The sequence below is a fragment of the Microbacterium halimionae genome (genome assembly GCF_011761265.1).
Taxonomy (GTDB): Bacteria; Actinomycetota; Actinomycetes; order Actinomycetales; family Microbacteriaceae; genus Microbacterium; species Microbacterium halimionae.
This window is the reverse complement of sequence record NZ_JAAOZB010000001.1, coordinates 155,349-179,943: the sequence shown is the minus strand read 5'-3', so window position 1 is coordinate 179,943 and position 24,595 is coordinate 155,349. Positions and strand designations below refer to the sequence as shown.

At 62.1% G+C, this 24,595-nt stretch carries 16 protein-coding genes; 6 read left to right on the top strand and 10 right to left on the bottom strand.

What is annotated here, in order from left to right; translation table 11 throughout:
- Window positions 1–6 precede the first annotated feature (6 nt).
- On the top strand, window positions 7–981 hold the full coding sequence (locus FHS06_RS00865; RefSeq protein WP_167044169.1) for an LLM class F420-dependent oxidoreductase: 975 nt from the start codon (window positions 7–9) through the stop codon (window positions 979–981).
- 21 nt (window positions 982–1,002) lie between these two features.
- On the opposite strand, the gene galK is transcribed toward FHS06_RS00865, so the two are convergent.
- On the bottom strand, window positions 1,003–2,181 hold the full coding sequence (gene galK / locus FHS06_RS00860; RefSeq protein WP_167044166.1) for a galactokinase: 1,179 nt from the start codon (window positions 2,179–2,181) through the stop codon (window positions 1,003–1,005).
- The gene (galT, locus tag FHS06_RS00855; protein WP_182486462.1) at window positions 2,178–3,344 is read right to left on the bottom strand and encodes a galactose-1-phosphate uridylyltransferase; all 1,167 of its coding nucleotides are present in this window, start codon (window positions 3,342–3,344) and stop codon (window positions 2,178–2,180) included. Before galT ends, galK begins: the two co-directional genes overlap by 4 nt.
- Window positions 3,345–3,426: 82 nt before the next feature.
- On the opposite strand from galT, the gene FHS06_RS00850 reads away from it, so the two are divergent.
- Complete coding sequence (locus FHS06_RS00850) at window positions 3,427–4,428, top strand: LacI family DNA-binding transcriptional regulator (RefSeq protein ID WP_310734765.1); 1,002 nt, start codon at window positions 3,427–3,429, stop codon at window positions 4,426–4,428.
- Here FHS06_RS00850 and FHS06_RS00845 read toward each other — a convergent pair whose 3' ends face one another.
- The 5 genes from FHS06_RS00845 to FHS06_RS00825 all read right to left on the bottom strand — a co-directional run bounded on the left by FHS06_RS00845 (window position 4,429) and on the right by FHS06_RS00825 (window position 11,070).
- Window positions 4,429–6,174 (bottom strand): beta-galactosidase, encoded by a 1,746-nt coding sequence (locus FHS06_RS00845; RefSeq protein ID WP_167044163.1) that lies wholly within the window; start codon window positions 6,172–6,174, stop codon window positions 4,429–4,431.
- A 29-nt stretch (window positions 6,175–6,203) separates the two neighbouring features.
- Window positions 6,204–7,736, bottom strand: coding sequence for an arabinosylfuranosidase ArfA (arfA, locus tag FHS06_RS00840; RefSeq protein ID WP_167044160.1), 1,533 nt, complete (start codon window positions 7,734–7,736; stop codon window positions 6,204–6,206).
- Between the two features lie 87 nt (window positions 7,737–7,823).
- Window positions 7,824–9,164 carry an ABC transporter substrate-binding protein gene (locus FHS06_RS00835; RefSeq protein ID WP_167047710.1) on the bottom strand — a complete coding sequence of 447 codons (1,341 nt, stop codon included), beginning with the start codon at window positions 9,162–9,164 and terminating at the stop codon, window positions 7,824–7,826.
- Between the two features lie 98 nt (window positions 9,165–9,262).
- Window positions 9,263–10,150 carry a carbohydrate ABC transporter permease gene (locus FHS06_RS00830; protein WP_167044157.1) on the bottom strand — a complete coding sequence of 296 codons (888 nt, stop codon included), beginning with the start codon at window positions 10,148–10,150 and terminating at the stop codon, window positions 9,263–9,265.
- 2 nt (window positions 10,151–10,152) lie between these two features.
- Window positions 10,153–11,070, bottom strand: a complete 918-nt coding sequence (locus FHS06_RS00825; protein ID WP_167044154.1) for a carbohydrate ABC transporter permease — start codon at window positions 11,068–11,070, stop codon at window positions 10,153–10,155.
- 169 nt (window positions 11,071–11,239) lie between these two features.
- On the opposite strand from FHS06_RS00825, the gene FHS06_RS00820 reads away from it, so the two are divergent.
- A complete protein-coding gene (locus tag FHS06_RS00820) occupies window positions 11,240–12,223 on the top strand; it encodes a LacI family DNA-binding transcriptional regulator (RefSeq protein WP_167047707.1) in 984 nt (327 codons plus the stop codon).
- Between the two features lie 4 nt (window positions 12,224–12,227).
- Here the strand turns inward: FHS06_RS00820 and galE are convergent, their stop codons facing one another.
- On the bottom strand, window positions 12,228–13,205 hold the full coding sequence (gene galE / locus FHS06_RS00815) for a UDP-glucose 4-epimerase GalE (RefSeq protein ID WP_167044151.1): 978 nt from the start codon (window positions 13,203–13,205) through the stop codon (window positions 12,228–12,230).
- Window positions 13,206–13,392: 187 nt separating this feature from the next.
- Between galE and FHS06_RS00810 the strand changes: the two genes are divergently transcribed.
- Together FHS06_RS00810 and FHS06_RS00805 are read left to right on the top strand one after the other, a co-directional pair.
- On the top strand, window positions 13,393–17,499 hold the full coding sequence (locus tag FHS06_RS00810) for an RICIN domain-containing protein (RefSeq protein ID WP_182486463.1): 4,107 nt from the start codon (window positions 13,393–13,395) through the stop codon (window positions 17,497–17,499).
- A gap of 97 nt (window positions 17,500–17,596) precedes the next feature.
- The gene (locus tag FHS06_RS00805; protein WP_167044148.1) at window positions 17,597–20,818 is read left to right on the top strand and encodes a chitobiase/beta-hexosaminidase C-terminal domain-containing protein; all 3,222 of its coding nucleotides are present in this window, start codon (window positions 17,597–17,599) and stop codon (window positions 20,816–20,818) included.
- Here FHS06_RS00805 and pgm read toward each other — a convergent pair.
- Window positions 20,790–22,436, bottom strand: a complete 1,647-nt coding sequence (pgm, locus tag FHS06_RS00800) for a phosphoglucomutase (alpha-D-glucose-1,6-bisphosphate-dependent) (protein WP_167044145.1) — start codon at window positions 22,434–22,436, stop codon at window positions 20,790–20,792. The genes FHS06_RS00805 and pgm overlap by 29 nt on opposite strands.
- Window positions 22,437–22,561: 125 nt before the next feature.
- Between pgm and pheA the strand changes: the two genes are divergently transcribed.
- Window positions 22,562–23,527: a prephenate dehydratase gene (pheA, locus tag FHS06_RS00795; RefSeq protein WP_167044142.1), complete on the top strand. Its 966-nt coding sequence runs from the start codon at window positions 22,562–22,564 to the stop codon at window positions 23,525–23,527.
- A gap of 5 nt (window positions 23,528–23,532) precedes the next feature.
- Here the strand turns inward: pheA and FHS06_RS00790 are convergent, their stop codons facing one another.
- Entirely contained in the window at window positions 23,533–24,591 is a 1,059-nt protein-coding gene (locus FHS06_RS00790; RefSeq protein WP_167044139.1) for an LLM class flavin-dependent oxidoreductase, read from the bottom strand.
- Between the last annotated feature and the right edge of the window lie 4 nt (window positions 24,592–24,595).

The following is a 24,595-nucleotide window of genomic DNA, read 5'->3' as shown; positions in this document are numbered from 1 at the left end:
GACGCCATGCGATACGGAATATTTATCCCCCAGGGCTGGCGCTTCGACCTCGTCGACATCAATGATCAGGATCAGTGGTCCGCTATGCGTGGACTCGCGGAGCGAGCCGATGCCGGGGCATGGGAATCGCTGTGGGTCTATGACCACTTCCACACTGTTCCGGTCGCAAGCGATGAGGCAACCCACGAAGCGTGGACGCTGATGTCGGCGTTCGCCGCATCGACCTCCCGCATCCGTCTCGGCCAGATGTGTACCTGCATGGGATACCGAAACCCAGCCATGCTCGCAAAGGTCGCTGCAACTGTCGACCACGTGTCGGGCGGCCGCGTTGAAATGGGTATCGGCGGTGGCTGGTACGAGCACGAGTGGCGCGCTTATGGTTATGGATTTCCGGCGATCGGCGACCGCCTTGCGATGCTGCGAGAAGGCGTTGAGATCATGAGCCAGGCGTGGAGCACGGGAAAAGCTACTCTTGATGGCAAGCACTATCAGGTTGATGGCGCGATCGTCCGCCCGCTTCCGGTGCAGCAGGGCGGAATCCCCATGTGGATCGCGGGCGGCGGCGAGAAGGTAACACTGAAAATCGCGGCAAAATACGCCGGCTACACCAACTTTGCGGGCACTCTCGACGAGTTTGACCACAAGAGCGAAGTGTTGCGTCGACACTGTGCTGACATCGGACGCGACGACAGCGAAATCGTGCGCTCAATGAACTTCAACACAATCGTCGGTGCGACAGAAGCCGAAGCGAACGATCGGCTGGCAGCTGTGAAAGCGCGTCTCTTGCCGCACGTCGGTGAAGAGCGAGCGTCGCAGATCGAGCAGGATTACCGCGAATCCGACGGTTTCGGTACCACGGAACAGGTCGCCGAGCGTCTCGCTGAACGCGAGAAGCGCGGCCTCGGCTACGCCATTCACTACTTTCCTGAGGCGGCGTATGACACCTCAGGGATGGAGCTGTTCGAACGTGACGTGATGTAGCGTCAGCGCGCCGGCTGAGACTCACCAGTCGCGGCGCGCTCCCTGCGATGGGTACACGGGGAAGACATGCGGCGCTGTGAATCCGGCATCCGCGAATGCCTTTTCTACCGCCTCGGCTACCGAAACAGCATCGTCGGCATGCACGAGTGCAATTGCCGCCCCGCCGAAACCGCCACCGGTCATCCGCGCGCCGACAGCACCCGCGGCAACGGATGCCTCAACAGCGGTGTCGAGTTCTGCAATGGAGATCTCGAAGTCATCGCGCATTGACGCGTGTGAGGCAAGCAGGAGGTCGCCGATCGCAAGTGGCCCGGATGCCGCAAGAGTTGCCACGGTGTCGAGAACCCGCTGGTTCTCGGTAACAATGTGTCGCACACGGCGAAATGTCACGTCATCCATCAGCTTTTCGGCGCGCGTGAGATCGTCGATCGTAAGATCACGAAGCGCGGGAACGCCCATGATCGCGGCACCCTTTTCGCACGACTCGCGACGCTCTCGGTAACCACCCGTGGAGTGAGAGTGCTGCACCTTGGTGTCGATGACGAGAAGCTCCAGGCCCGCTGGCTCAAGGCCCAGGTTGATGATCTGGGTTTCGAGCGAACGGCAATCCAAAAATATTGCTGCGTCGGGCTGCCCGAGCATCGATGCCATCTGATCCATGATGCCGGTGGGGGCGCCGACTGCTTCATTCTCAGCTTTGCGACCGACCTTGGCGAGCTCAACGGCCGTCAGACCGAGACCCCACACGTCGTTAAGCGCGCTCGAAACCGCACCTTCGATCGCCGCCGATGACGAGAGGCCGCCGCCGACAGGTACCTCTGAGGCGATGGCCAGGTCGAACCCCGAAACAGCGCTCGTGGGGGTATCCGTCGTCTGAAGAATCGCCCACGCAACGCCGAGCGGGTACGTCGCCCACTCGGGAACCCGGTCGTGGTGCGAGGGGAACAGATCGTCGAGGTCGTCGAGGCCTATCTCGACGACACCATCGGTGAACGTCGATGACACACGAATTCGCCGATCATCGCGCAGCCCCAGGGCGGCATCGGTGCGCTGCGCGATCGCGAACGGCAGCACGAAGCCGTCGTTGTAGTCAGTGTGTTCACCGATGAGGTTGGCACGCCCAGGCGATGACCATACGCCCTCGGGGTCACGCCCTACGATCTGAACAAAAAGCTCTTGCGCGGCGGCGATGGCGGTCATACGGTTACTCCTTCAATGGCTGTGCGCAGGCGCTCAGCAGCAGACTCGGGTGGGATGTCTCCGATCCAGGCGCCCATTGCCGACTCGGAGCCGGCGAGGTATTTCAGCTTGTCCGCCGCGCGACGCGGCGACGTGATTTCGAGGTGCATGCGGATGCTTTCGCGACCGATGTTGACGGGCGCCTGGTGCCATGCGGCGATGTAGGGGGTAGGTGTCTCATAGAGTGCATCGATGCCGCGGAGAAGCCGCAGATACATCGGTGCGAGTTCGTCTCGTTCGGCGTCCGTGGTCTCCGCGAAGTCGGCAACGTGACGGTGTGGCAGGAGGTGTATCTCAAGTGGCCAGCGGGCCGCGAACGGTACGAATGCCGTCCAGTGCTCGCCGCGCAGCAGCACACGCTCTGAGGCCTGTTCGAAGTCGAGAATGCGCGCGAAGAGATCTTTTCCGCCGCGTTCGATCGAGGACAGCAGTCGCTGCGTGCGAGGCGTGACATACGGGTACGAGTAGATCTGGCCGTGCGGGTGGGGGAGCGTCACGCCGATCTCTTGACCACGGTTTTCGAACGGGAAGACCTGCTCGATGCCGGGCATGGCAGACAGCGTTGCCGTGCGATCGGCCCACGCTTCGATCACGGTGCGGGCGCGTGTCACTGTCTGCGTGCCGAAGGAACCAGAATGCTCTGGGCTGAAGCACACCACTTCGCAGCGACCGACGGATGTGCGGGTGCGTCCGAGGTCGATGGTGTTGAGGTCGTCGACGCCCTGCGGTGCATCGATCGCAGCCGGTGCGTCGCCGAAGGCGGCAGCGAGGGCGGGGCCGAATGACGGCGACTTGTTCTCGAACACTGCGACGTCGTACGTCGAGGGAATTTCGGAGGGATTTGTCGGCGATTGGGGTGAAAGTGGGTCGAGCTCGGCTGGCGGCAAAAAAGCGCGATTCTGGCGAGCGGCAGCGATCGAAATCCAGTCGCCCGTGAGTACGTCGAGGCGCATCGTTGCGGTCTCTGGGCGCGCGGCGAGGTTTCGCGTGTCGATTGCACGCTCGGCGGCGAGCGTGGTGTTCGCGTCGTCGTAGTAAAAGAGGTCTCGGCCGTCGGCAAGGCGAGTTGAACGCTTGATGACTCCGGCGCCGAGGGGCTGCGCGGTAGGCTCGTTTTTGGTCACGATAACACGCTAGCAATCAACCGTGTTATCGACAACATGCAAACGCACACGATGACGAATTTGGTCGCGAAGTGAGGAAAAAGTGAGCGAACGAAACGTGTCGATGGCAGACGTCGCGGCGGCCGCCGGAGTCTCAGCGCAAACTGTGTCACGTGTCGTCAACGGCAGCCCGCGCGTCGATCCGGCAACACGTCTACGTGTTGAGTCCGCGATGGAAGAGCTCGGGTATCGGATGCACCGCGCAGCTCGTGCGCTCCGCACCGGGCGCACACACACGATCGGTGTCGTCGTATCGACTCTCGCGACCGTCGGAAATTCGCTCATGCTCGAGGCGGTGAACGATGCGGCTTCGACGCGCGGTTATGCCGTTGCTCTCGTTTCCATCGGAAACGAGAGTGTCGGGTCTGCTCTCGGCCGGTTGCGCGACCAGGGCGTCGATGGTGCGCTCGTCCTAAACGAGGCTTCTGCCCTTGCCCACGAAGCAGTGCTTCCGCAGGGGCTCCGCCTCGTGGTCGTTGATTCGCCCCCCGACGCGCGCTATACAGTGATCGAGACCGATCACTTCGGTGGTGCCCGCGCCGCGACCACATATCTCCGTGAACTCGGCCACGAGACGATTGCGCACATCGCAGGTCCTGCTGACTCTTATGCTGCGGCGGAACGTGAACGCGGATGGCGGGCAGTGTTAGCCGAAGCTGAGCTCGAACCGGGTCCGCTTGAGCGTGGCACGTGGAAAGCGGCATCCGGATACACGGCTGCGCTTCGCATTCTCGAAGCGAGTGCCCCCACAGCCTTTTTTGTCGCGAACGATCAGATGGCGCTCGGGGCTCTCAGAGCGCTGGGGGAGCGCGGACTAAGCGTTCCCGAAGACGTCAGCGTGATCGGCTTCGACGACGTCGAAGACGCCGCCAACTATCGACCGCCGCTCACGAGCGTGCGCCAACACTTCGATCAACTCGGGGAACGAGCGGTCGGAGCGCTCGTCGGCGACATCGAAAGCAGCCCCGCGACCGCTGCCCGCTTTCTCGTGCCCGCGCTTCTCACTGCGCGAGCGAGCACGGCCCCGGCTCGTCGCCTGCGCTAGTTACTCCTCGAGGTGGCCGAGGTCAGGGTCGGCAACGAATCGAGCCACCGGCGTACTGAGCTGTTCGAGTTCGACGATGGAGATCTCGTTTGACCCAGCACGGAGAGCGGATGCGGGGACGTACAGCGTCCGCTGCGGACCACTTCGCCAGTACCGGCCCAGAAAGAACCCGTTCACAAACGCGAAGCCCTTGCCCCACGGGTCGGTGTCAAGAAACAGATCTGTTGCCGCTTCGAGTTCGAACGACCCGGATGCCGACACCGGCCCGAATCCACCGGTTGCCCCGGAAGCCGCGGACGCCGCAAGGGCTGGCACGTCGAGCGGAGCGCTCATCCACCCGGTGAGCGTAACGCCACCGAGTGTAGGTGCGCCAATGAGACCTTTGGGCTCGCCGAGCCTGCTCGCGTAGTTCACTCGACCCTGGTCTTCAACGAGCACAGTAAGCCGAGTGCCGACGGGGATTCGGAGAGCGCGCTCATGAAGTGCGCGTGAGAGACGACCGCAGAACTTCGTGTCGACGAAGACCCACGCCATATCGCGCACCTCTTCGAATGCGAGTAGCGCTGTGCCGCTTGCGTCGAAAGCGGCCGAGGGCAGGGCGATTTCGTACCGCATGAGCGGGCCGAGGTGGCTGTGGTCTTCGAAAGATGACGGGGTGTCACTCGGCTCTCCGGCGACGGGGCCTGTGAAGACCGCGCGCTGTGAGGAGAGTGCAGCCTCGAACGCCGGTGCACTCACCCGAGCGGCCGGTATTTCGTCGGGCACTGGCGCATAGCGCGCGATGACGTCACGGAACGCGAAGAACTTCTCGGTGGGTGCGCCGGTCTCATCGAGTGGTGCGTCGTAGTCGTACGACGTGACGATGGGGGCGTAGCGACCCTTGTCGTTTGCGCCGTTCGTTGTGCCGTAGTTCGTGCCACCGTGGAACATGTAGATATTCACCGACGCACCCGCGGCAAGCAGCGTGTCGAGGTCTGCGGCGGAGGCTGCGGCATCCGTCGTGTGGTGCATGCCGCCCCACCAGTCGAACCAACCGTCCCAGAATTCCGAACACATGAGTGGGCCCGTGGGTTGGTGTGCGCGAAGCGTCTTCATGCGCTCGGCCGAGCGTGAACCGAAAGAACCCGTGAGGTGGAGCTCTGGCAGGCTACCGTCTTCGAGCATCTGATCTTCGGGCTGGTCGACGGTTGTGAGCGGCACCGTGATGTCGCACTCGCGAGTGAGCGCTGTGAGGGTCCGCAAATACTCTTTGTCATTGCCGTAGGCGCCGTACTCGTTCTCGATCTGCACGAGGATGACGTTGCCACCGCGGTCGATCTGGCGCGGCGCGACGATTTCGTACACGCGACGAATGTAGGTCGAGAGCGCGTCGATGTATTGCGGCTCGCTGCGTCGGAGGCCAATTTCGGGTGTGCTCGTGAGCCACACCGGAAGCCCGCCGTTGTGCCACTCCGCACAGATATAGGGGCCAGGGCGCACGATCGCGTGCATGCCTTCAGCTGCCACGAGGTCAAGGAATCGACCGAGATCGTTCCAGTCAGTGGCATCCCATTGGCCGCGCACCGGCTCGTGGGCGTTCCATGCAACATAGGTCTCAATCGTGTTCAAACCCATGAGCTTGGCCTTGTGGATGCGGTCCGCCCACTGGTCCGGGTGCACACGGAAGTAGTGAAGCGCGCCGGCGATGACTTGGTAAGGGGCGCCGTCGAGGAGGAAATCGGTTTCGCCGATGGTGAAAGAACTCACGATAGTTGTCTCGGTTTCAAATGCGGTGGTTATGCGGCCAGGCGTGCAGTGACACGCGCCCAGGCAAGCGGGGGAAGAGTGAGTGTGAGGTGCGAGATGCCCGCGTCATCGATCTCGACAGCGATAGGCAAGGATGCCGGGCCCACGGGCTGGCGGTCTGCGCCGTTGACGGCGTGACGGTCGGCACCGTCTGGGGTCGAGATGACGAGCGCTTCGAGGCCGTCGAGCCTGCTCGGTACGGCGACAGTCACTGTTGTGGCCTCATCAAGAGAGCGGTGCACGAAAAACAGCGCGACGTCGTCGCCGTCGATTGTTGCCACCGCGTCGACGGCATCGACCTCCCCAAAGCGTGCTGTCGTGATGCGGGGGGACTGCACATCGAGGGCGATGACGTTTCCGCGAGCGGCGGCAGCCGTCAGCTGAAACGGGAAGAACGTGGTCTGTCGCCACGCTGGCCCGCCGGGCTCGGTGCGAATCGGGGCGATGACATTGACAAGTTGGGCAAGGTTCGCCATCGACACGTGCTCAGCGTGCTTGAGCAGAGTGATGAGGAGCGACCCGACGACGACAGCGTCAGTAACCGTGTAGTCATCTTCGATGAGACGTGGGGCAACCGGCCAGTCACCCGTGAAGGCGCGTGGCTTGTCGACCTCGTTCCAGCGTGTCTGGTTCCAGACGTTCCACTCATCGACGCTGATGCCGATGGGCTTTTCGATGTTGAACTCAGCGCGCACGTCTTCGATGATTTTGGCGACATCGTCGAGGTAGCGGCTGAGGCCGACCCCGGACGCGAGGAAGCTGGCGGGGTCGCCGGGCGCTTCTTCGTAGTAGGCGTGTACCGAGATGTGATCGACAAGGCCCGCTGTGTGGCGGAGTACCGTGCGCTCCCACTCGCCGAACGTCGGCATCTCGTGGTTGGAGCTACCCGCGGCTACGAGTTCGATTTCTGGATCGATGAATCGCATCATGCGGGCGGTTTCGGCAGCAAGCCGGCCGTACTCGTCAGCGGTCTTGTGGCCGATCTGCCACGGGCCATCCATCTCGTTGCCGAGGCACCAGAGGCGGATGCCGAAGGGCTCCGCCCGGCCGTTGTCGATACGCTGCTGGCTCAGCGCCGTGCCGCTCGGGTGGTTCGTGTATTCGAGGAGGTCAGCGGCTTCCGCGACGCCTCGAGTGCCGAGGTTTACAGCTTCCATGACTTCGAGGCCGGCGTCTGCTGCCCACTCAGAAAACTCGTGCAGACCCACCTGGTTCGATTCGGTGCTGTGCCATGCGGCGTCCAGTCGCACTGGACGATTTTCGCGTGGCCCAACGCCGTCTTCCCATCGGTAGCCCGACACGAAGTTGCCGCCGGGGTAGCGCACGACGGTTGCGCCGAGCTCGCGCACCAGCGCGAGAACGTCGCGCCGGAAGCCACGTTCATCTGCTTCGGGGTGACCGGGCTCGTAGATGCCGTCGTAGACGCAGCGACCCATGTGCTCGACGAAGGTACCGAACAGGCGGGGGGAGATCTGGGCGCCGACGTCAGAAACTGGCACTGTGATGCGCGTCGTGGAAGTCATGAGGTCTTTCTTGGTTCTAAGGAGGGGGCAAGCGGAAGGGCGAGTCGGATCAGCACTCGATTCGACCCGCCCTTCGCTTACAAGGACTTACTTGTTGACGCTGAAGCCCTGGTCGTTGCCATACTGCACGAGCTGGTCTTGCCAGTTAGCGAGTCCAGCGTTGATGTCGCTTTCGTTGGCGTATGCCTGGCCGACGGTGTCGCTGAAGATGCTGTTGGCGTAGACCTGGTAAGGCAGGTACTGCCAGCCTTCGACAACGTTCTTCGTAGCGTCGACGAGCACTTCGTTGATCTTCTGGCCACCGAAGTAGTCAGATTCGTAGTTGAGGAAGTCATCCGACTCGAGGGTCGACGTCGTTGACGGGAATCCGCCGCTCTCGGCGAAGATCGAGAGGCTCTCGGGATCGTTGTTCAGCCACTTCAGGAACGCTGCCGCGAGGGCAGGGTTCTCGCTCTGGCTGGTGACTGCCTGGCCACCGCCACCGTTTTCTGCGGTGGCTGCAGTGCCGTCGTAGGTCGGGATGGGGGCAACGCGCCAGTCACCGGTGGCGTTTGCAACCGACGACTCGAGAACGCCAGGCATCCATGCACCAGTGATCAGGGTCGCGATCGATCCGTCGCCGAGTCCTTGGTACCACTCGTCAGTCCAGCTGGGAGTGTTCGAGAGGAGGCCATTTTCGAGCAGTTGGTTCCACATGTCAGCCCACTGCGTCGAACCCTCGTCAGCGAGAGCGATCGTGATGTCAGTGTCCTGCACGTCGAACGGGTGGCCACCCGCCTGCCAGATCATGCTGGTCGCGAAGCCGGAGTCGCCTGTGTCGGACGTGATGTGCTTGCTCGGGTCAGCAGTCGTGAGGGCTTCAGCCGTTGCGATGTACTCGTCCCATGTGGTGGGCACGGTCAGGTCGTACTCATCGAAGACCGACTGGTTGTAGAACATCGCCATGGGGCCGGAGTCCTGGGGAAGACCGTAAAGGCCACCGTTGATGTTGACCGAACCCCACGTCGAGGCGGTGTAGTCGCCTTCGAGGTCGTCCATGCCGTACTGCGACAGGTCGAGGAGTGAGTCGGAGAGTGCGAACTGCGGGAAGGCGTAGTACTCGATCTGTACGACGTCGGGCGCTCCCGAGCCTGCCTTGATCGCGTTCTGCAGCTTGGTGTACTCGTCGGTGTTGGTTCCCGCGTTGACCAGGTTTACAGTGACGTTCGGGTATGCCTTTTCGAACGCGGCAACCTGTGCCTCGCCGGAGGGGGTCCAGGACCAGTACGTGATTTCGCCACCGGCGTCGAGTGCTGCCTGGAGGTCGCCAGCGCTGCCGCTGCCGCCGGTGCTGCCGCCGTCTGACGAGCATGCAGCCAGGGTCGTGCCGGCCAACGCTGTTGCCGCCACGACGAATGCGACGCGACGCAGCGCCGAATTCTTTCGCATGAGAATCATGGATTTTCCTTCACTTCGTTGTTGTGGATTCCGGGGCAGGACGCTCCGGGGGATGAGGGGCGGGCGTAGTCATGCAGTGCCCCCTCAGATCACTGCTTGACGCCTCCGGCGCTCAGGCCCGACTGCCAGAACCGCTGCAGTACGAGGAACGCGGCGACGATAGGGATGATCGACAACAGCGAGCCGGTGAGCACGAGGTTGTAGATCGGCTGAGCACTGACACCTGTTGCTTGCGCGTTCCACTGGTTCAGACCCACCGTCAGTGGGTACCAGTTGGGATCACTCAGCATGATCAAGGGGAGGAAGTAGTTGTTCCACGTCGCAACGACCGCGAAGAGCGCCACCGTGACGATGCCAGGAACGAGCATCCGGAACGAAATGGTGAAGAAGGTACGGAATTCACCGGCACCATCCATTCGTGCGGCTTCGAGAATCTCGGTCGGAATCGAATCGCTCGCGTAGACCCAGATCAGGTAAAGGCCGAAGGGGCTGATGAGTGACGGGATGATGATGGCCCACGGGGTGTTCGTGAGTCCCATCTGACTGAACAACAAGAAGGTGGGAACCGCGAGTGCTGTCCCGGGCACGGCGATCGCGCCAAGAATGACGGCGAAGACAGCCTTGCGTCCTCGGAAGTTGTACTTAGCGAGTCCGTATCCGGCCATTGTCGCGAGCAGGGTCGCGCCACCGGCACCGACGACGACGTAGAGCAGGGTGTTGCCGAGCCAACGAACGAAGATGCCGTCGTTGTATGTCAGCGTCTGGACGATGTTGTCCCAGAGGGCGAAGTCGTTACCGAACCAGAGGCCGAAGGTCGAGAACAGATCAGTCTGTGTCTTCGATGAGTTGATGACCAACCAGAACAGCGGCACGAGTGTGTACAGCAGGTACACGCCCATGACGATCATGAGGATGTTCGACTTGCGTGAGCGTGCCGATTTTGATTTCGATGTGTGGGCGAAAGCGGGCGCGGCCATCGTCACACCTCCTGTCGTGAGCCGCGCAACTGCACGACATAGGCGATGATCGCGGTAATAACGCCCATGATGATCGCGACGGTTGCGGCGTAGTTGTACTGCTGACCCGCGAAGGACAGGTTGTACGCGTACATGTTCGGGGTGAAGTACGTCGAGATCACATTTGTGGCCAGCGGCTTCAGAATGTTGGGCTCGTTGAAGAGTTGGAAGCTCCCGATAATCGAGAAGATCGTCGCGATCACGAGAGATCCGCGGAGAGCGGGAAGCTTGATCGAGAAGATCGTGCGCCAGTCGCCCGCGCCATCGATAGATGCCGCTTCGTAGAGGTCACCGGGGATCGTCTTGAGCGAGGAATAGAAAATCAGCATGTTGTAGCCGACGAATTCCCACGTGACGATGTTTCCAATCGACAGCATGATCCACTGCGAGGACAGCGGGGCAAGGAAAGTCGATCCGAGCAAATCATTGATGTTGCCGGCAAGACCGAACTGGTCGCCGTAGATGTAACCCCACATGAGGACGGCGACGACGGCGGGAACGGCGTACGGCAAGAAGATGATGATGCGGTTGAAGCTTTTTGCGCGCAGCCGTGCGCTGTCGATCGCGAGGGCTGCACCGAGAGCAAGCAAGAGCATGATCGGCACCTGCACGACGAGGAAGCCGAGAACCCGCACGAAACCGTCCCAGAACTTGGGATCCGTAAATGCGGCGATGTAGTTATCGAATCCGACGAACGCGTTTCCGCCGACCAACTGGTCGCGGAACAGGCTCAACCACAGGGAGTAGATGAGGGGAGCGAGGAAGACGAGCGCGAATACGATTGCGAACGGAGCGACGAAAAGCCAGCCGCGCTGTTCGATGCGCGACCGCTTGCGCCGGGGGGGCGCCACGACGGGTGGCGCTGCTGCTGTGGTCGTCATTGGCCGATGTTGCCTTTTCTGGGGTGATTTTCCCGTGAGCGGGATGTTTACGTCAACATAACCCGATTGTGGGTAGCATGTCAACGTCAACATGACGGGAGTTTCCATGACGGATGCGCAGCATGTCGAGATCGGTCTCGGCCGGCCCGAGCGCCGTCGCGACCCCTCAATGGCTGACGTTGCCCGCGAAGCGGGAGTGTCGGGCCAGACAGTGTCTCGCGTGGCCAATGGTCGCACCAACGTCGACCCCGAAACGCGCTCCCGAGTGGTTCAAGCGATGCAAAAGCTTGGCTACCGGCCCAACAGTGCCGCGCGGGCGCTCCGCTCGGGACGGTTTCAGAGCATCGGCGTCATCATGTTCTCGCTTTCGTCTTATGGCAACACGCGAACCCTTGATGCAGTGGCGTCCGAGGCTGCACGTTCGGGGTATTCGCTTACCCTGATGCCGCTGTCTTCAGCGACGCAATCCGACGTGTCTGGCGCATTCGATCGACTGCGAGAACAAGCGGTTGATGGCGTGATCATTCTCATCGAAGCGCACCGGCTCAACGGTGCCGACCTCGAACTTCCCTCCGGACTCCCCGTTGTCGTTCTCGACTCAAGCGCGCACTACGAATATCCGGTGGTCGATACCGACCAAGCGCAGGGTGCGCGACTTGCGACCGAGCACCTGCTGGAACTTGGTCACCGCACCGTGCATCACGTTTCAGGTCCGAAGGGGTCGTATTCGGCGGAACGCCGCGCTCAGTCGTGGCGAGCAACGCTTGAGGCGGCTGGGGCCCCCGTTCCCGACATGGCAGTGGGGGACTGGACGAGCGACTCTGGCTATCGGCTCGGTCTGTCGCTCGCGTCCGACCCTCTCGTGACGGCGGTCTTCAGTGCCAACGATCAGATGGCTGTGGGGCTCTCTCGCGCTATCTACGAAGCAGGGCGGCGCATTCCCGCAGACGTGAGCGTGGTGGGTTTCGATGACATGGCCGACTCCGCGAACCACTTTCCACCCTTGACGACGGTGCGTCAGCACTTCGATCGGGTCGGCATCGAAGCGCTCACGGCCCTCATCGAAGAGATCGAAGGTGGTGTGAGCGACGTGCGCGCTCTCGTTCCGACGGAACTTGTCGTGCGCGCAAGTACGGCACCGCCGCGCGTCTGACCGGCTAGTTGGCGGCCCGGCGCGCTTCCCAGCCGCTTCGCACCATGTCGTCGACGCTGTGGCGGTTCCTCCAGTCGAGGTCGCGCGCTGCGAGTTCTCCGGTTGCCACGATTCGATCGGGATCTCCAGCGCGGCGAGGAGCGATCTCCGGGGTGAAGTCGATACCTGTCACTCGAGCCATGGCATCCATGATTTCGCGCACCGACAGGCCATTTTGCGAACCAAGGTTGTAGGCAGCTTCGATCGGTGATTCCGAGATGAGGAGCTTTGCCGCCTCAACGTGCGCTGCGGCGATGTCAGCGACGTGCACGTAGTCACGCACGTTGGTGCCGTCGGGGGTGTTGTAGTCGTCTCCGTTGATGCGGGGCGTGCGTCCCTCGATGAGTGCTTCGAACACCAGGGGAAATAGGTTGTGAGGACTCGAGTCGTAGATGCTCGTATCGATCGAGCCGACGACGTTGAAGTAGCGCAGCGACGTGTGGCGAAGCGGGCTCTCGGTACGTGCAGTCGCAATGCCCTGATCGCGCAGCATCCATTCACCAATCAGCTTCGATTCTCCGTACGGTGAAGCCGGGCGTTTCGGTAGATCTTCTGTCACCAGATCGACGTCGGGGGTGCCGTAGACGGCAGCGCTCGAGGAGAACACCAGATTGCTCACTCCGACGTTCGCCGTTGCCTCGAGAACGACGCGAGTGCCCTCGACATTCTGGGCGTACGTGTGGAGCGGGCGGTTGACGGAAACGCCTGCGTATTTGAAGCCCGCGACGTGGATGACGCCCTCGACACTGTTATCGCGCAGCGTTTTTTCCATCAGCGCCAGATCGAGAATCGAGCCGTTCACGAATGGAACGTCATCGGGCACGAAGGACGCATGCCCGCTGGAAAGATCGTCGATCACAACCGGTTGAAGGCCCGCCGCGGTGAGTGCGCGAACAATGTGTGCACCGATATAGCCGGCGCCGCCGGTCACAAGCCAAGTCATGAGTTCATCCTCGCAGGTTGTGTGTTGTTGACGAACGCGCCGTGTTCGCCACGGCGCCACCGCTTTGATCATTGCGGTGAATCCTGTGTTCATCCTATGATGAGTGTTGACGTCAACATGTTAACGTAAACATGTCGTTTGCTTGAAGTATCGATGGTTGCGAAGAAGCGACCGGAACGGAACGACGATGAAGTCCTCTCGAATCCTCTCCCTGCTGTGCGTCGGAACGCTCAGCGCGGGAACACTCGGATTTGCCGCGGCGGTTGCGAACCCCATCGCCGCAGAAGCCGCCACAGACGTGACGATTACGCCCAATCCCGCGTACGCCTCCGCGGAGGCATTCGAAGGGTGGGGAACGAGCCTCGTGTGGTTCGCGAACGCAACCGGTGGCTACCCCGAGGACGTCCGTCAGGAGCTGCTCGAGAAGGTTTTCGGCGAGGACGGTCTCAACCTCAATATCGCCCGCTACAACATCGGCGGCGGAAATGCGACGGACGTGCCGTCGTATCTACGACCCGGTGGCGCCGTCGAGGGCTGGTGGAATCCTGACCTCGGCGAAAGCGATGACGAGGGAGAAATCACATCGACGTATGGCGACCGTGAGCGGTATGCCGCTGCCTGGGACGCCGACAACCCCGATCACTACAACCTCGACGCTGACGCAACCCAACGGTGGTGGGTCGACGCGCTGAAAAACGAGGGCATCACGTGGGAAGCATTCAGCAATTCACCGCCCTACTTTCTGACCCAGAGCGGATATTCCTCGGGCGGAATTAACAACGGCTCGAGTGAGCAGCTCGCTCCCGAAGACATGGACGCTTTCGCGGGATATCTCGTGACAGCTGTTGAGCACCTCGAGTCGACCTACGGCATCGACATCGAAACGCTGGATCCCTTCAACGAGCCCAACACCAACTACTGGTCGACAAGCATTCCGAACGGAAGCCAGTGGCCAACGAGTGCGAGTCGTCAAGAGGGCGCACACATCGGGCCGAGCGCGCAGAACAAGATGATTCAAGCGCTGGCGTCACGACTTGCTGAACCCGACACGTCCACCGACGTCAGCATTTCAGCAATGGACGAGACCAATCCCTCGACATTCGTCACCAACTGGAACGGCTGGAGCGACGAGTCGAAAGCCAGTGTCGACCAGCTCAATGTGCACACGTACGGGACAAGTGATCGCATGATTGTGCGCGATATCGCGAAGGCCTCAGACAAACCGCTGTGGATGAGTGAGGTCGAGGGCAACTGGGACACCACCGGCGGATTCAACCTCACCAACATCGATAACGGTATTGGCATGGCATCCCGAATCGTCGATGACTTGAGAGAACTCGAACCAGAAGCATGGGTGTTCTGGCAGCCCGTTGAAGACCTTTACAACATGGAGAAAACGGAGAACAGCAACTGGGGCAGTGTTCTCATCGACTTCGACTGCGACGACAACGGTGACTCAGAACGTCGCATCGCTGACAACGAACCCGACCCGTCGTGTGAAGTGTTGACCAATGCGAAGTACAACACGGTGCGAAACTTCACGCACTACATTCTCCCCGGTGATCATCTGATTCCGACGAACGATGCGCAGACGACTGCCGCGGTTGCCGCGGACGGCGAGAGCGCAACGCTCGTGCACGTGAACTCGGAGGCCGCAACGCGCACCGTGACGATCGATCTTTCCGGATTCGGTGACATCGCTTCCGGGGCGACCGTGACGCCCATCACCACGACGGAGTCTCCGGTGGAAGACGTGACAGCGAATGCACTTATTGCATCAAACCCTGTCGCGATCAATGCAAACACCAAGACAGCCACGGTCAGTGTTCCCGCGAAATCAGTCACCACATTCGTGATCGATGGAGTGTCAGGCGTTTCCGACGAGGTTTCGACCTTCACTGATGGCGAGACATATCAGCTCCTTGGAGTGCAGAGTGGAAAGGCGCTCGCCGCCAACGGCGACGCAGTTCAGATCGCGTCGTCAGCGACGACACCGGATGCCGCCAGCGCGCAAGCGTGGACTGTTCGCACACTTTCGGGAGCGGGTACCAACCGCCAGCGCATCACGCTCGAAAATGGAAACGGTCAGTTCCTCGCCGTTTCGGGCACGTCGACGACTCTTGTGAGCACCGATGAGGCAACAGCCGCCGCGGATGAGTCGATGCAGTGGATCCCCTCCACATCGGACGGGCGGACGTACTCGTTGCTGAGCCCGACGGCCGAACGCGTGCTCGATGTGAACGGTCAAAGCTCAGCCGATGGCGCAGGAGTTGGCACCTGGACATCGAACAACGGTGGAAACCAGCGCTGGACGCTTGCCTCAACTGCTGTGCAGTCGGCTGTTCCGGTGAACGTCAGCACGATCACGGGTGAGGCTCCGGAGCTTCCGGGCACTGTTACTCTCACCTATCGCGGCGGTGTTGAGCGATCTGCCGCCGTGGAATGGGATGTAGAAGATGCTGACTGGTCGACGCCTGGCACTGTCACGATTTCAGGTCACGGTGTTGACATGTTCGGCGCAACGTTCGATTCGGCGCGAGCGAAAGTTGAGATCGGTTCTTACACCGGCACGCGACCGGTGTCGCTGACGATCTACGCTGGGGCAACCCTCGACCGGGTGCAGCAGGGCGCCCCGACGACGGTTCCGGCGGAGCTCACACCGGGCGGTGCCACGTTCGAAGCGAATGTCGAGTGGGACTGGACAGGTCTCGCCGATACGAACTTCGCCGAAACGGGGACTGTGACAGTTCCGGGTTCAGCAGAGTCGAACGATCCGACAGCACCTCGGCTGCCTGCAACGCTCACTGTGATCGTCACGACCGCTGAAGAAGCGAACGTTGCGCCTTCGAGCACGGCATCGGCCACCTTCACTGAAAGCTCTTCGTACAGTGTCGACCGCACGAAGAACGGGCTCACCACCGACAAAGGCTGGTCGAACTGGCGATCGGGCACGAAGAACGCACGAGACACGCTCAGCTACACGCTGGCGCAGACGACGCAGGTGCGTCACCTGAAGGTGCACTTCTACCGAGATGGTGGAACGACCTGGGCACAGACGCTTCGAATCGACCACCGAACTGACGGCGGCGAGTGGGTCGAGGGCGACTCGGTTGCAGTAGCTGCACCCGAGACCGGTGCGCCGGTCGTCGATGTTCCGCTCGGCGATGTCGCGGCCGACGAGGTGCGAGTAGTGCTCACGGCGCGAGCGGCAACGCACATGGTCGTCTCCGAAGTGGAGATCTTCGGTCTCCAGGCATCCGAGTCTGGTGTCGCAGATCTCGCGCGCATCTCGCTCGATGGCGTTGCCGTAGCCGACTTCGCAGCTGATCGCTTGGAGTACTCCGCCGAGTCGACCGGGTCGCGATGGCCAGTCCTGAGCGCTGTGGCGGTTGATGGCGATGCGAACGTGAGCGTCGTTCAGCCAGCGGATGCCGATGGTCAGGGTCGCGTCGACGTGACAGCGCCCGATGGCACAGTTCGTTCGTACACAGTCGGCATCACTCGCACGGTCGACCTTGCGGTTGGGTCGATTGCGGGCGACGCGCGCGTTGGTTCGACACTCAACGCGTCGGTGTCGACGGTCGACCCCGACGATGCCGAACTCGCGTATCAGTGGACACGCGACGGCGAAAACATCTCCGACGCGACAGGTGCCGCATACATGGCGACTTCCGAAGACATCGGAGCGATGCTTCGCGTTGGTGTGACGGCATCCGCTGCAGGGTTCACATCGGCAACGGCAATGTCAGAGCCGGTCACGGTGGAGGCGGCACCTGAGCCGACGCCTGAGCCGACAACGCCCGCGCCCGAGCCGTCTGCGCCCGCGCCGACGACGAGCCCATCGTCGCCGTCCCTGCCATCGACCGGTGCGGCATCAGCGCCTTCGGTAGACGCTCTCACTGCTGCGTTGCGAGGAAAGATCGGCACGCCGACCGAGGTCGTGGCGGGACAGAACGTGACAATCCGCGTCGGCGAAGAATATGCCGGCGACTCCATGGATGTGTGGTTGTTCTCGACTCCGCGCCATCTCGGCACGGTTGTGGTTTCGGCATCCGGTGAGGTCACGGTGCGTATTCCGGCTGATGTGCCCGCCGGTGATCACCGCATCGTCGTTACGGATGCCTCTGGCGCTGTCATCGGATGGAACCCGCTGCGAGTGAACGCTGCGGGCGACCTCGCCGTGACGGGTGGTGTTGTCGCGCCGGTTCTGCCGTTCGCGATCATGCTGCTCGCGCTCGGCGGACTCATTGCCGTCGTCCGCGTGCGGCGACGCGCAGGCATCTCGACGAAGTAACGAACGGAGCGGGTGGGCTGATTTGGCCCACCCGCTCGTACCTGACGCAGCGTAAGCATCTGCAATTCAACGCACTCCCGCTCCAATGAAGGAACGTATGAGAACCACATCTGTCCGACGAACCAGAGTGCCTGCAACGCTCGTAACGCTCGCGCTCGTGTGTGCATCTGCCGTGGCAGTTGCTCCCGGCGCGCACGCGGAAGTGTTAGCGTTGAACGATCAGCCGCTGAACTTCGCAGTTGTCGCTGGTGATTCGCCAGAGTTGCCCGCTGAAGTCGCCGTCTCCACCTCGAGCGGAGACACATCGCAGGCAGCTGTGTCGTGGGATCTCGCCGGGACGACCTTCTCGCAGCCGTACAAGTCGTACACAATCTATGGTGACGTCGCGGGGGTCGACGAAGCTGCCACAGCCACGGTTGAAACGCTTGCCGATGACACCGTCTATTTCATCGACTCCGCCGTGGCCTCCTCTGCTGCGTTCGATGGCGCGAAAAACCTTCTGGGGGATGCCCTCCGCAACGATGTGCCTGATCAGCCGAAGGCCTCCGACTCGAGTTGGGGTTACGCCGGTCAAGACGGTTCACGCGCCGACGCGGGAACAAAAGGTGTGAACGGGCACTACGGCTACAACGGCGTCGGCAACTCGATCACGTACACCCTAGATTTGCCCGATGCCGGCGAGTACACGCTCGCTCTCGGCCTATATGAGTGGTGGAGCGCGAGCGATCGTCAGATCGACGTGACAGTTATCGACTCGCTCAACGAGCAGCACGCTGTCGTTCGAAGCGCTTCAGGTGATGTTTCGCCGTCGCACCGCGAGTCCGCTGTCGCCGGCACCTTCGAACTCTCTGAGGCCGCGGCGGGCGAGGTGACTGTTCGCATCTCCAATGTCGGCTGGCAGGGCGCATCAGTGACGTGGCTCGCGGCCGCTCGCGGAGCGCAGGAGCTCGACCTCGCGGTGGCGTCGGTCGAGGCTCCTGTCGTGTCTCCGAGCGCCACCGTTGTCTACGGATCGGCTCAGACTGTGTCAATCAACGCCGCCGATGACGCCGTGGTTTTTTATACCCTCGACGGCAGTGCGCCGACCCGCACGAGCGGTACGCGGTACTCGGATCCCTTTCTGCTCGATAGCTCAGCCACCGTTCGCGCTCTGGCGTTCCGAGACGGTGTCGCAAGTGCTGTCACGACCGTGGACTACACCATCGCGCCTGTCGACGGTGAGTACGAGAGCGTGCCGGTTGGCCAACCATGGTTCGACACCGAAGGAAACTCGATACAGGCCCACGGTGGCGGATTTCTCGAGCACGATGGCGCGTACTACTGGGTGGGTGAAGACAAGGCGCACAACGGAGCGAGCTTTAACGGCACAAATCTCTACCGCTCAGAAGACCTGCTCAATTGGCAGTTCGTCACACAAATACTCGTGCCCGAAGCGTCTGGCCTCGATTGCAACGTGCGGGGAGCCGCATCGTGCAAGGTCGAGCGTCCCAAGCTGCTCTTCAACGAAACAACCGACGCGTTCGTGTTGTGGGGTCATTGGGAAACTGCCGACTCGTATGCCGCGTCTGAAGTCGTTGTGGCCACGAGCCCGACTATCGATGGCGACTACGAAGTGAAATATCACGGTCGTCCGGGTGCCGGGGACGTGTGGGACCTTGAGCAACAGCACGCGATCGAGGCGACGATCGGAGAAGGTCGGTACGCCGACTTCGCTGCGGCCGAAGCTGCCTACCGCACCGCCGGAAACGACCCACTCGGTCACCAATCTCGAGACTTCACCGTCTACGTCGACAGCGACCGTGACGGGTGGCTGATTTCAGCTGAAGCTCATGAGCAGCTGCGGGTATACCCGCTGTCGGCCGACTATGAGAATGCCGACTTCGAGAAGTCGTACCCGTTGTTCTCGGGGGAGAGCCGCGAAGCTGCCGCTATCACTCAAGTGGATGGCACGTACTACCTCGTGACGTCGGGCCAGTCGGGCTGGTACGCGAACCAGCTCAAGTACGCGACGACATCCGATCTGTCGGACCCGAATGGGTGGTCGGAGAACCATAATCTCGGCAACAACACGACATTTAAGAGTCAACCGGCATACGTTGTCTCGCTGCCGCGAAGTGACGGCGGTACATCGCTTGTCTATATGGGAGACCGCTGGGTAGCCGGAGCACTCGCGACATCGACATACGTGTGGTTGCCGCTCGATCTTGATCCCGTGCAGAAGACGCTGGGTCTGGAATACACCGATGAATGGTCGCTCGATGTGCCGTCAGGGCAGATCGAGCAGACCCCGTCCGGGCTGCTCTCGCAGGGTAAGCCATCATCGTCTGACCCTGTGGGCTCGCTCTCTGCGGGCTATTCGACTCCGAGTGAGAACGGCGAGACGCTGGGTTCTCCAGCGGCGGCAGCAAACGACGGTATCGACGACACGACGAGTCCGTACGACAACAGTCACTATTTCTTTCCCGGGTCGACCTCGACCTACTCGTGGCAGGTCGATCTCCAGAGCGAGTACGACGTGAGTCGCGCCGACATCAGCTGGCGCAGCCACAACGGCTCGGAGAGCTACAGCGGGTACGTGCTTTCGGGCAGTACCGATGGCGAGAACTGGACAACCATCGCCGATCGCACGTCGAACCGTCAGGTGGGTTTCACCAGCGACGCGCTAGAAGGCTCATACCGGTTTGTGCGAGTGGACGTGAACCGCGTGATCAACGACCACAACGGAAACGAGGCTGCCTGGGCCGCCGGCATTGTGGAGGTTCAGATCTACGGTGACGCGGGAGAGTCTCCTGAGCCAACACCGACTGCAACACCTGAGTCGACCGCGGAGCCAACCACAACACCTGAGCCGACTGCGAGTGCGACCCCTGCTGCGCCGGCGGCGGGTGGTTCAGATCCGACAGCTCCACCGCTTCCCGCAACGAGTCCAGATGCAACCGGCTCTGTATCGGTTGAGCGAACCGCACCGGGCGTGCAGATCGACGTGAGCGCGACTGGGTTCCGCCCCGGTGAGCGGGTCGACGTGTGGCTCTACTCGACGCCCGTACTCCTGGCAGCCGTCGTCGCGGATTCGTCTGGCGCTGTTTCGACGCGTATCACGATCCCGGCCGACGCTGTGCGCGGCGACCACCACATCGTTCTGATCGGTGCGGAGTCGAACGTGACAGTCTCGATACCAGTCCAGGTCGTATCGGTCCGCGAGCTGGCCGTTACCGGGAGCACCGCGGCAACGCCTCGCTTCATTGCGCTGTTGGCGGCCATCGTTTTGGTCGCCGGTGTTGGATTCTCGCTTAGCTCACGTCGCCGAGTGCTTCGGTGACGACAGCGCGGGCTTCTTCTTGTACCTCGCGCAGGTGCTCTTCGCCGCGAAGTGATTCGGCGTAGAGCTTGTAGACGTCCTCGGTGCCTGAGGGGCGGGCAGCGAACCACGCGTGCGCCGTCTGCACCTTCAGCCCTCCGATGGCCGCACCGTTACCTGGCGCGTGTGAGAGTTTCGCTGTGATTTCTTCACCCGCGAGTGTTGTTGTAGTCACGGCGTCGGGGGAGAGCTTTGCAAGCGCCGCCTTTTGCGCCGGCGACGCGGGAGCATCGACGCGCTGATAGACAGATGAACCGAACTCAGCCTCAAGCTCGGCGTACCGCTCAGAGGGCGTTTTCTCGGTCACGGCCAAAATCTCCGCCGCGAGCAGGCACAGCAGGATGCCGTCTTTGTCTGTCGTCCAGACGGAGCCGTCGAAGCGAAGGAATGAGGCACCGGCCGACTCTTCGCCGCCGAACGCGACGGAACCGTCGAGGAGACCTGGCACGAACCATTTGAAGCCAACCGGCACTTCGAGCAGCGTCTTGCCGAGTGACTCGGCGACGCGGTCGATGATCATCGATGAGACAAGCGTCTTGCCGATGGCGGCGTCCGCTGGCCAGCTCTCGCGGTGGCTGAAAAGGTAGTCGATCGCGACCGCTAAGAAGTGATTGGGGTTCATGAGCCCGGCATCGGGGGTAACGATGCCGTGGCGATCGGCGTCAGCGTCGTTGCCCGTGAGGATGTCGTATTCGTTGCGGCGAGCAACGAGTGACGCCATCGCCGACGGCGACGACGGGTCCATGCGGATCTTCTCGTCCCAGTCGAGCGTCATGAAGCGCCACGTGGGGTCAACATCGGGATTCACGACGGTGAGGTCGATGCCGTAGACGTCGGCGATGAGCGCCCAGTACTCGACGGATGCGCCGCCCAGCGGGTCGGCTCCGATCCGCACGCCGGCCTTCTTGATTGCCTCGATGTCGATGATGTTCTCGAGGTCTGCGACGTAGACGCCGCGAAAGTCGTAGCTGCCGAGTGCGTCGGCGTCGAGGTCGGCGAAGCGGGTGCGCTTGACGCCCTCGAGGCCCGAAGCAATGAGCTCATTGGCGCGGTCAGCGATCCATGACGTCGCGTCAGTGTCGGCTGGGCCACCGTGCGGCGGGTTGTACTTGAAGCCACCATCGCGCGGCGGGTTGTGCGACGGCGTCACCACGATGCCGTCAGCGCGACCGGGATCTGCCGCTTCGCGGTCCTTGTTGTACGTCAAGATGGCGTGGCTCAGTGCGGGCGTCGGCACCCACGAATCGCGCGAGTCGACCCGCACATCGATTCCGTTGGCGACGAGAACTTCGACGGCGCTTCGCTCGGCCGGAAGCGACAACCCGTGCGTGTCGCGGCCCAAAAAGAGGGGGCCAGCAATTCCCGCCGCGGTGCGATAGTCAACGATCGCCTGGGTGGTTGCGAGAATGTGGTCTTCATTGAAACTTGTCGAAAGACTCGACCCCCGATGACCGCTCGTGCCGAATGCCACGCGTTGCGCCGGAACTCCGGCGTCGGGCTTTAGGTCGTAGTAGGCGGCAATGAGTTCATCAATGTCGATCAGATCGGATGCTTCAGCTAGCTGTCCCGCGCGGCTCATGGTCCTTAGTCTGCCGTGTTCGGGCGCTCGGGTCATCCGCAGCGCGAGATTTGCCCCCAACGCTCAGGTGAACGCCCATTTCTCGTGGGCAAACGGACGCGGGGCCGGGACTAGGCTGAATCTCCGTGACCACCGTCTCTTCCGATGTTTTTCCCACGCGCCGTATCTACAGCTTCCTAGGCCCGGCCGGTACTTTTACCGAGGCAGCGCTGGCGCAGGTTCCTGAGGCGCGGGGGCAGGTCTGGAAGCCCGTCAACAATGTCGGTGAAGCGCTCTCGGACGTTGTTGAGGGCCGGTCAGACGCCGCCATGATCGCCATCGAGAACTCCGTCGACGGCGGCGTCTCAACCGCGCAGGATGCCCTGGCCACAATGCCGGGACTACGAATCGTGGGCGAATACCTGGTGCCGGTCGACTTCGTGCTCGTGGCGAAGCCCGGCGCAACGCTCGCTGACGTCAAACTCGTGGCGGCGCACCCCGTGGCTTACGCGCAGTGCTTGCGGTGGCTTTCTCGCGAGATGCCCGAGCACGCGCATCTTCCTGCGGCAAGCAACGTGGCAAGCGCGATGGGAATTATCGACGGCACGAGCGATGCCGATGCCGCTATTGCGCCCCCGGGAATTCTCGAACACCACGACCTTGAGCTATTGGCCGAACACATCGGCGACAACGTCAACGCCGTCACACGCTTCGTGCTCGTCGCGCGAACCGTTGCGCCACCGACCCCGACCGGAGCCGACAAGACGTCGCTCATTGTCGAGCTGCCCACCGAGTACTCCGGCGCTCTCATGGAGATGCTCGAACAGTTTGCAACGCGCGGTATCAACCTCAGTCTGCTCGCTTCTCGACCCATTGGCGACGCGCTTGGCCGGTACCGATTCGTGGTCGATGCGGATGGTCACATTGCCGACGAGCGTATGGCCGATGCACTCCTCGGACTTCGACGCTTCAGCCCGCAGGTCATCTTCCTCGGGTCATATCCACGCGCAGACCGTGCGATTATTCGCTACTCAGACCGCTACTCCGATGAGGTGTTCGTCGAAGCGCGTGACTGGTTGCGCGGACTGCTTTCGGGTGAACCCGAAAGCTGAACGGCTTATGCGGCAAGCGCCGCCGAGATCAGTTCGAGCGTTTCGACTCGCGCGTCTGAAGAATCCATCGACTCAGCGTCGCGTGCTGCCGTCACGGGTGAGATCATGACCTCTTCGACGTCGTATTTCGTCGCGAACGCCGTGAGGCGGGATGCCACTTCGTCACCGGTTCCGACGAACCAGCGGGTGCGCGCCCACCCTCGCATCGGCTCACCGAGGTGATCCTCAGCTTCGGCGGCGACAGACTGCTCAACAGTTTCAATGGGCACGAGCGGGCGGTTGCCGCGCAACCGAGCCATCATGCGAATCTGCGAGAGCGCGCGCAATTCTGCTTCTTCATGTGTCGCGGCCGCGACGGCATTGGCCGTGAGAAAAGTCCGCGGTTCGGGATGCTCTTCGCTCGGCTGATACTGCGCGCGATAAAGGTCGAGCGCTTGCTCGACGCCCTCGCCCGAAAAGTGATTCGCGAAGACGTACGGCAAGCCGAGAGATGCCGCGAGCTGCGCTGAGTATGTGCTTGATCCGAGTAGCCAGACGTCGGGGGTGCTGGTCGCTGCGGGAGTGGCATGCACTGAATAGGTGCCACCTGACGAGAACTGCACCGTGGCGCCTTGAGCGCTCACGAGGCTCGAGATATCTCTCACGTGCTGAGGAAACTTGTCGACGTCACTCGTGGTCCCTGACTGGCGAAGAAGCTGTGTGATGACGGGATCGCTGCCGGGGGCTCGCCCGATGCCGAGATCGATACGTCCCGGCGCGATCGCTTCGAGAGCGGCGAACTGTTCCGCGACGATCAAAGGCGAGTGGTTCGGCAGCATGATGCCACCTGAGCCGACGCGAATCCGCGATGTGCGTGCGGCGGCGGCCGCGATCAGGACCGGCGGCGTCGTGGAGGCGACGGCTGGCATGTTGTGGTGCTCGGCAAACCAGTAACGGCGGTAGCCGAGCCGGTCGGCGGCCTCGACAACACCCAGAGACGCCGCGATCGCCTGCGCGCTCGTTTGGCCCGAGCGAACCGGAACCAGATCGAGAACGGAGAGGGCGGGAACAGCTGAGGTGGTCATACCT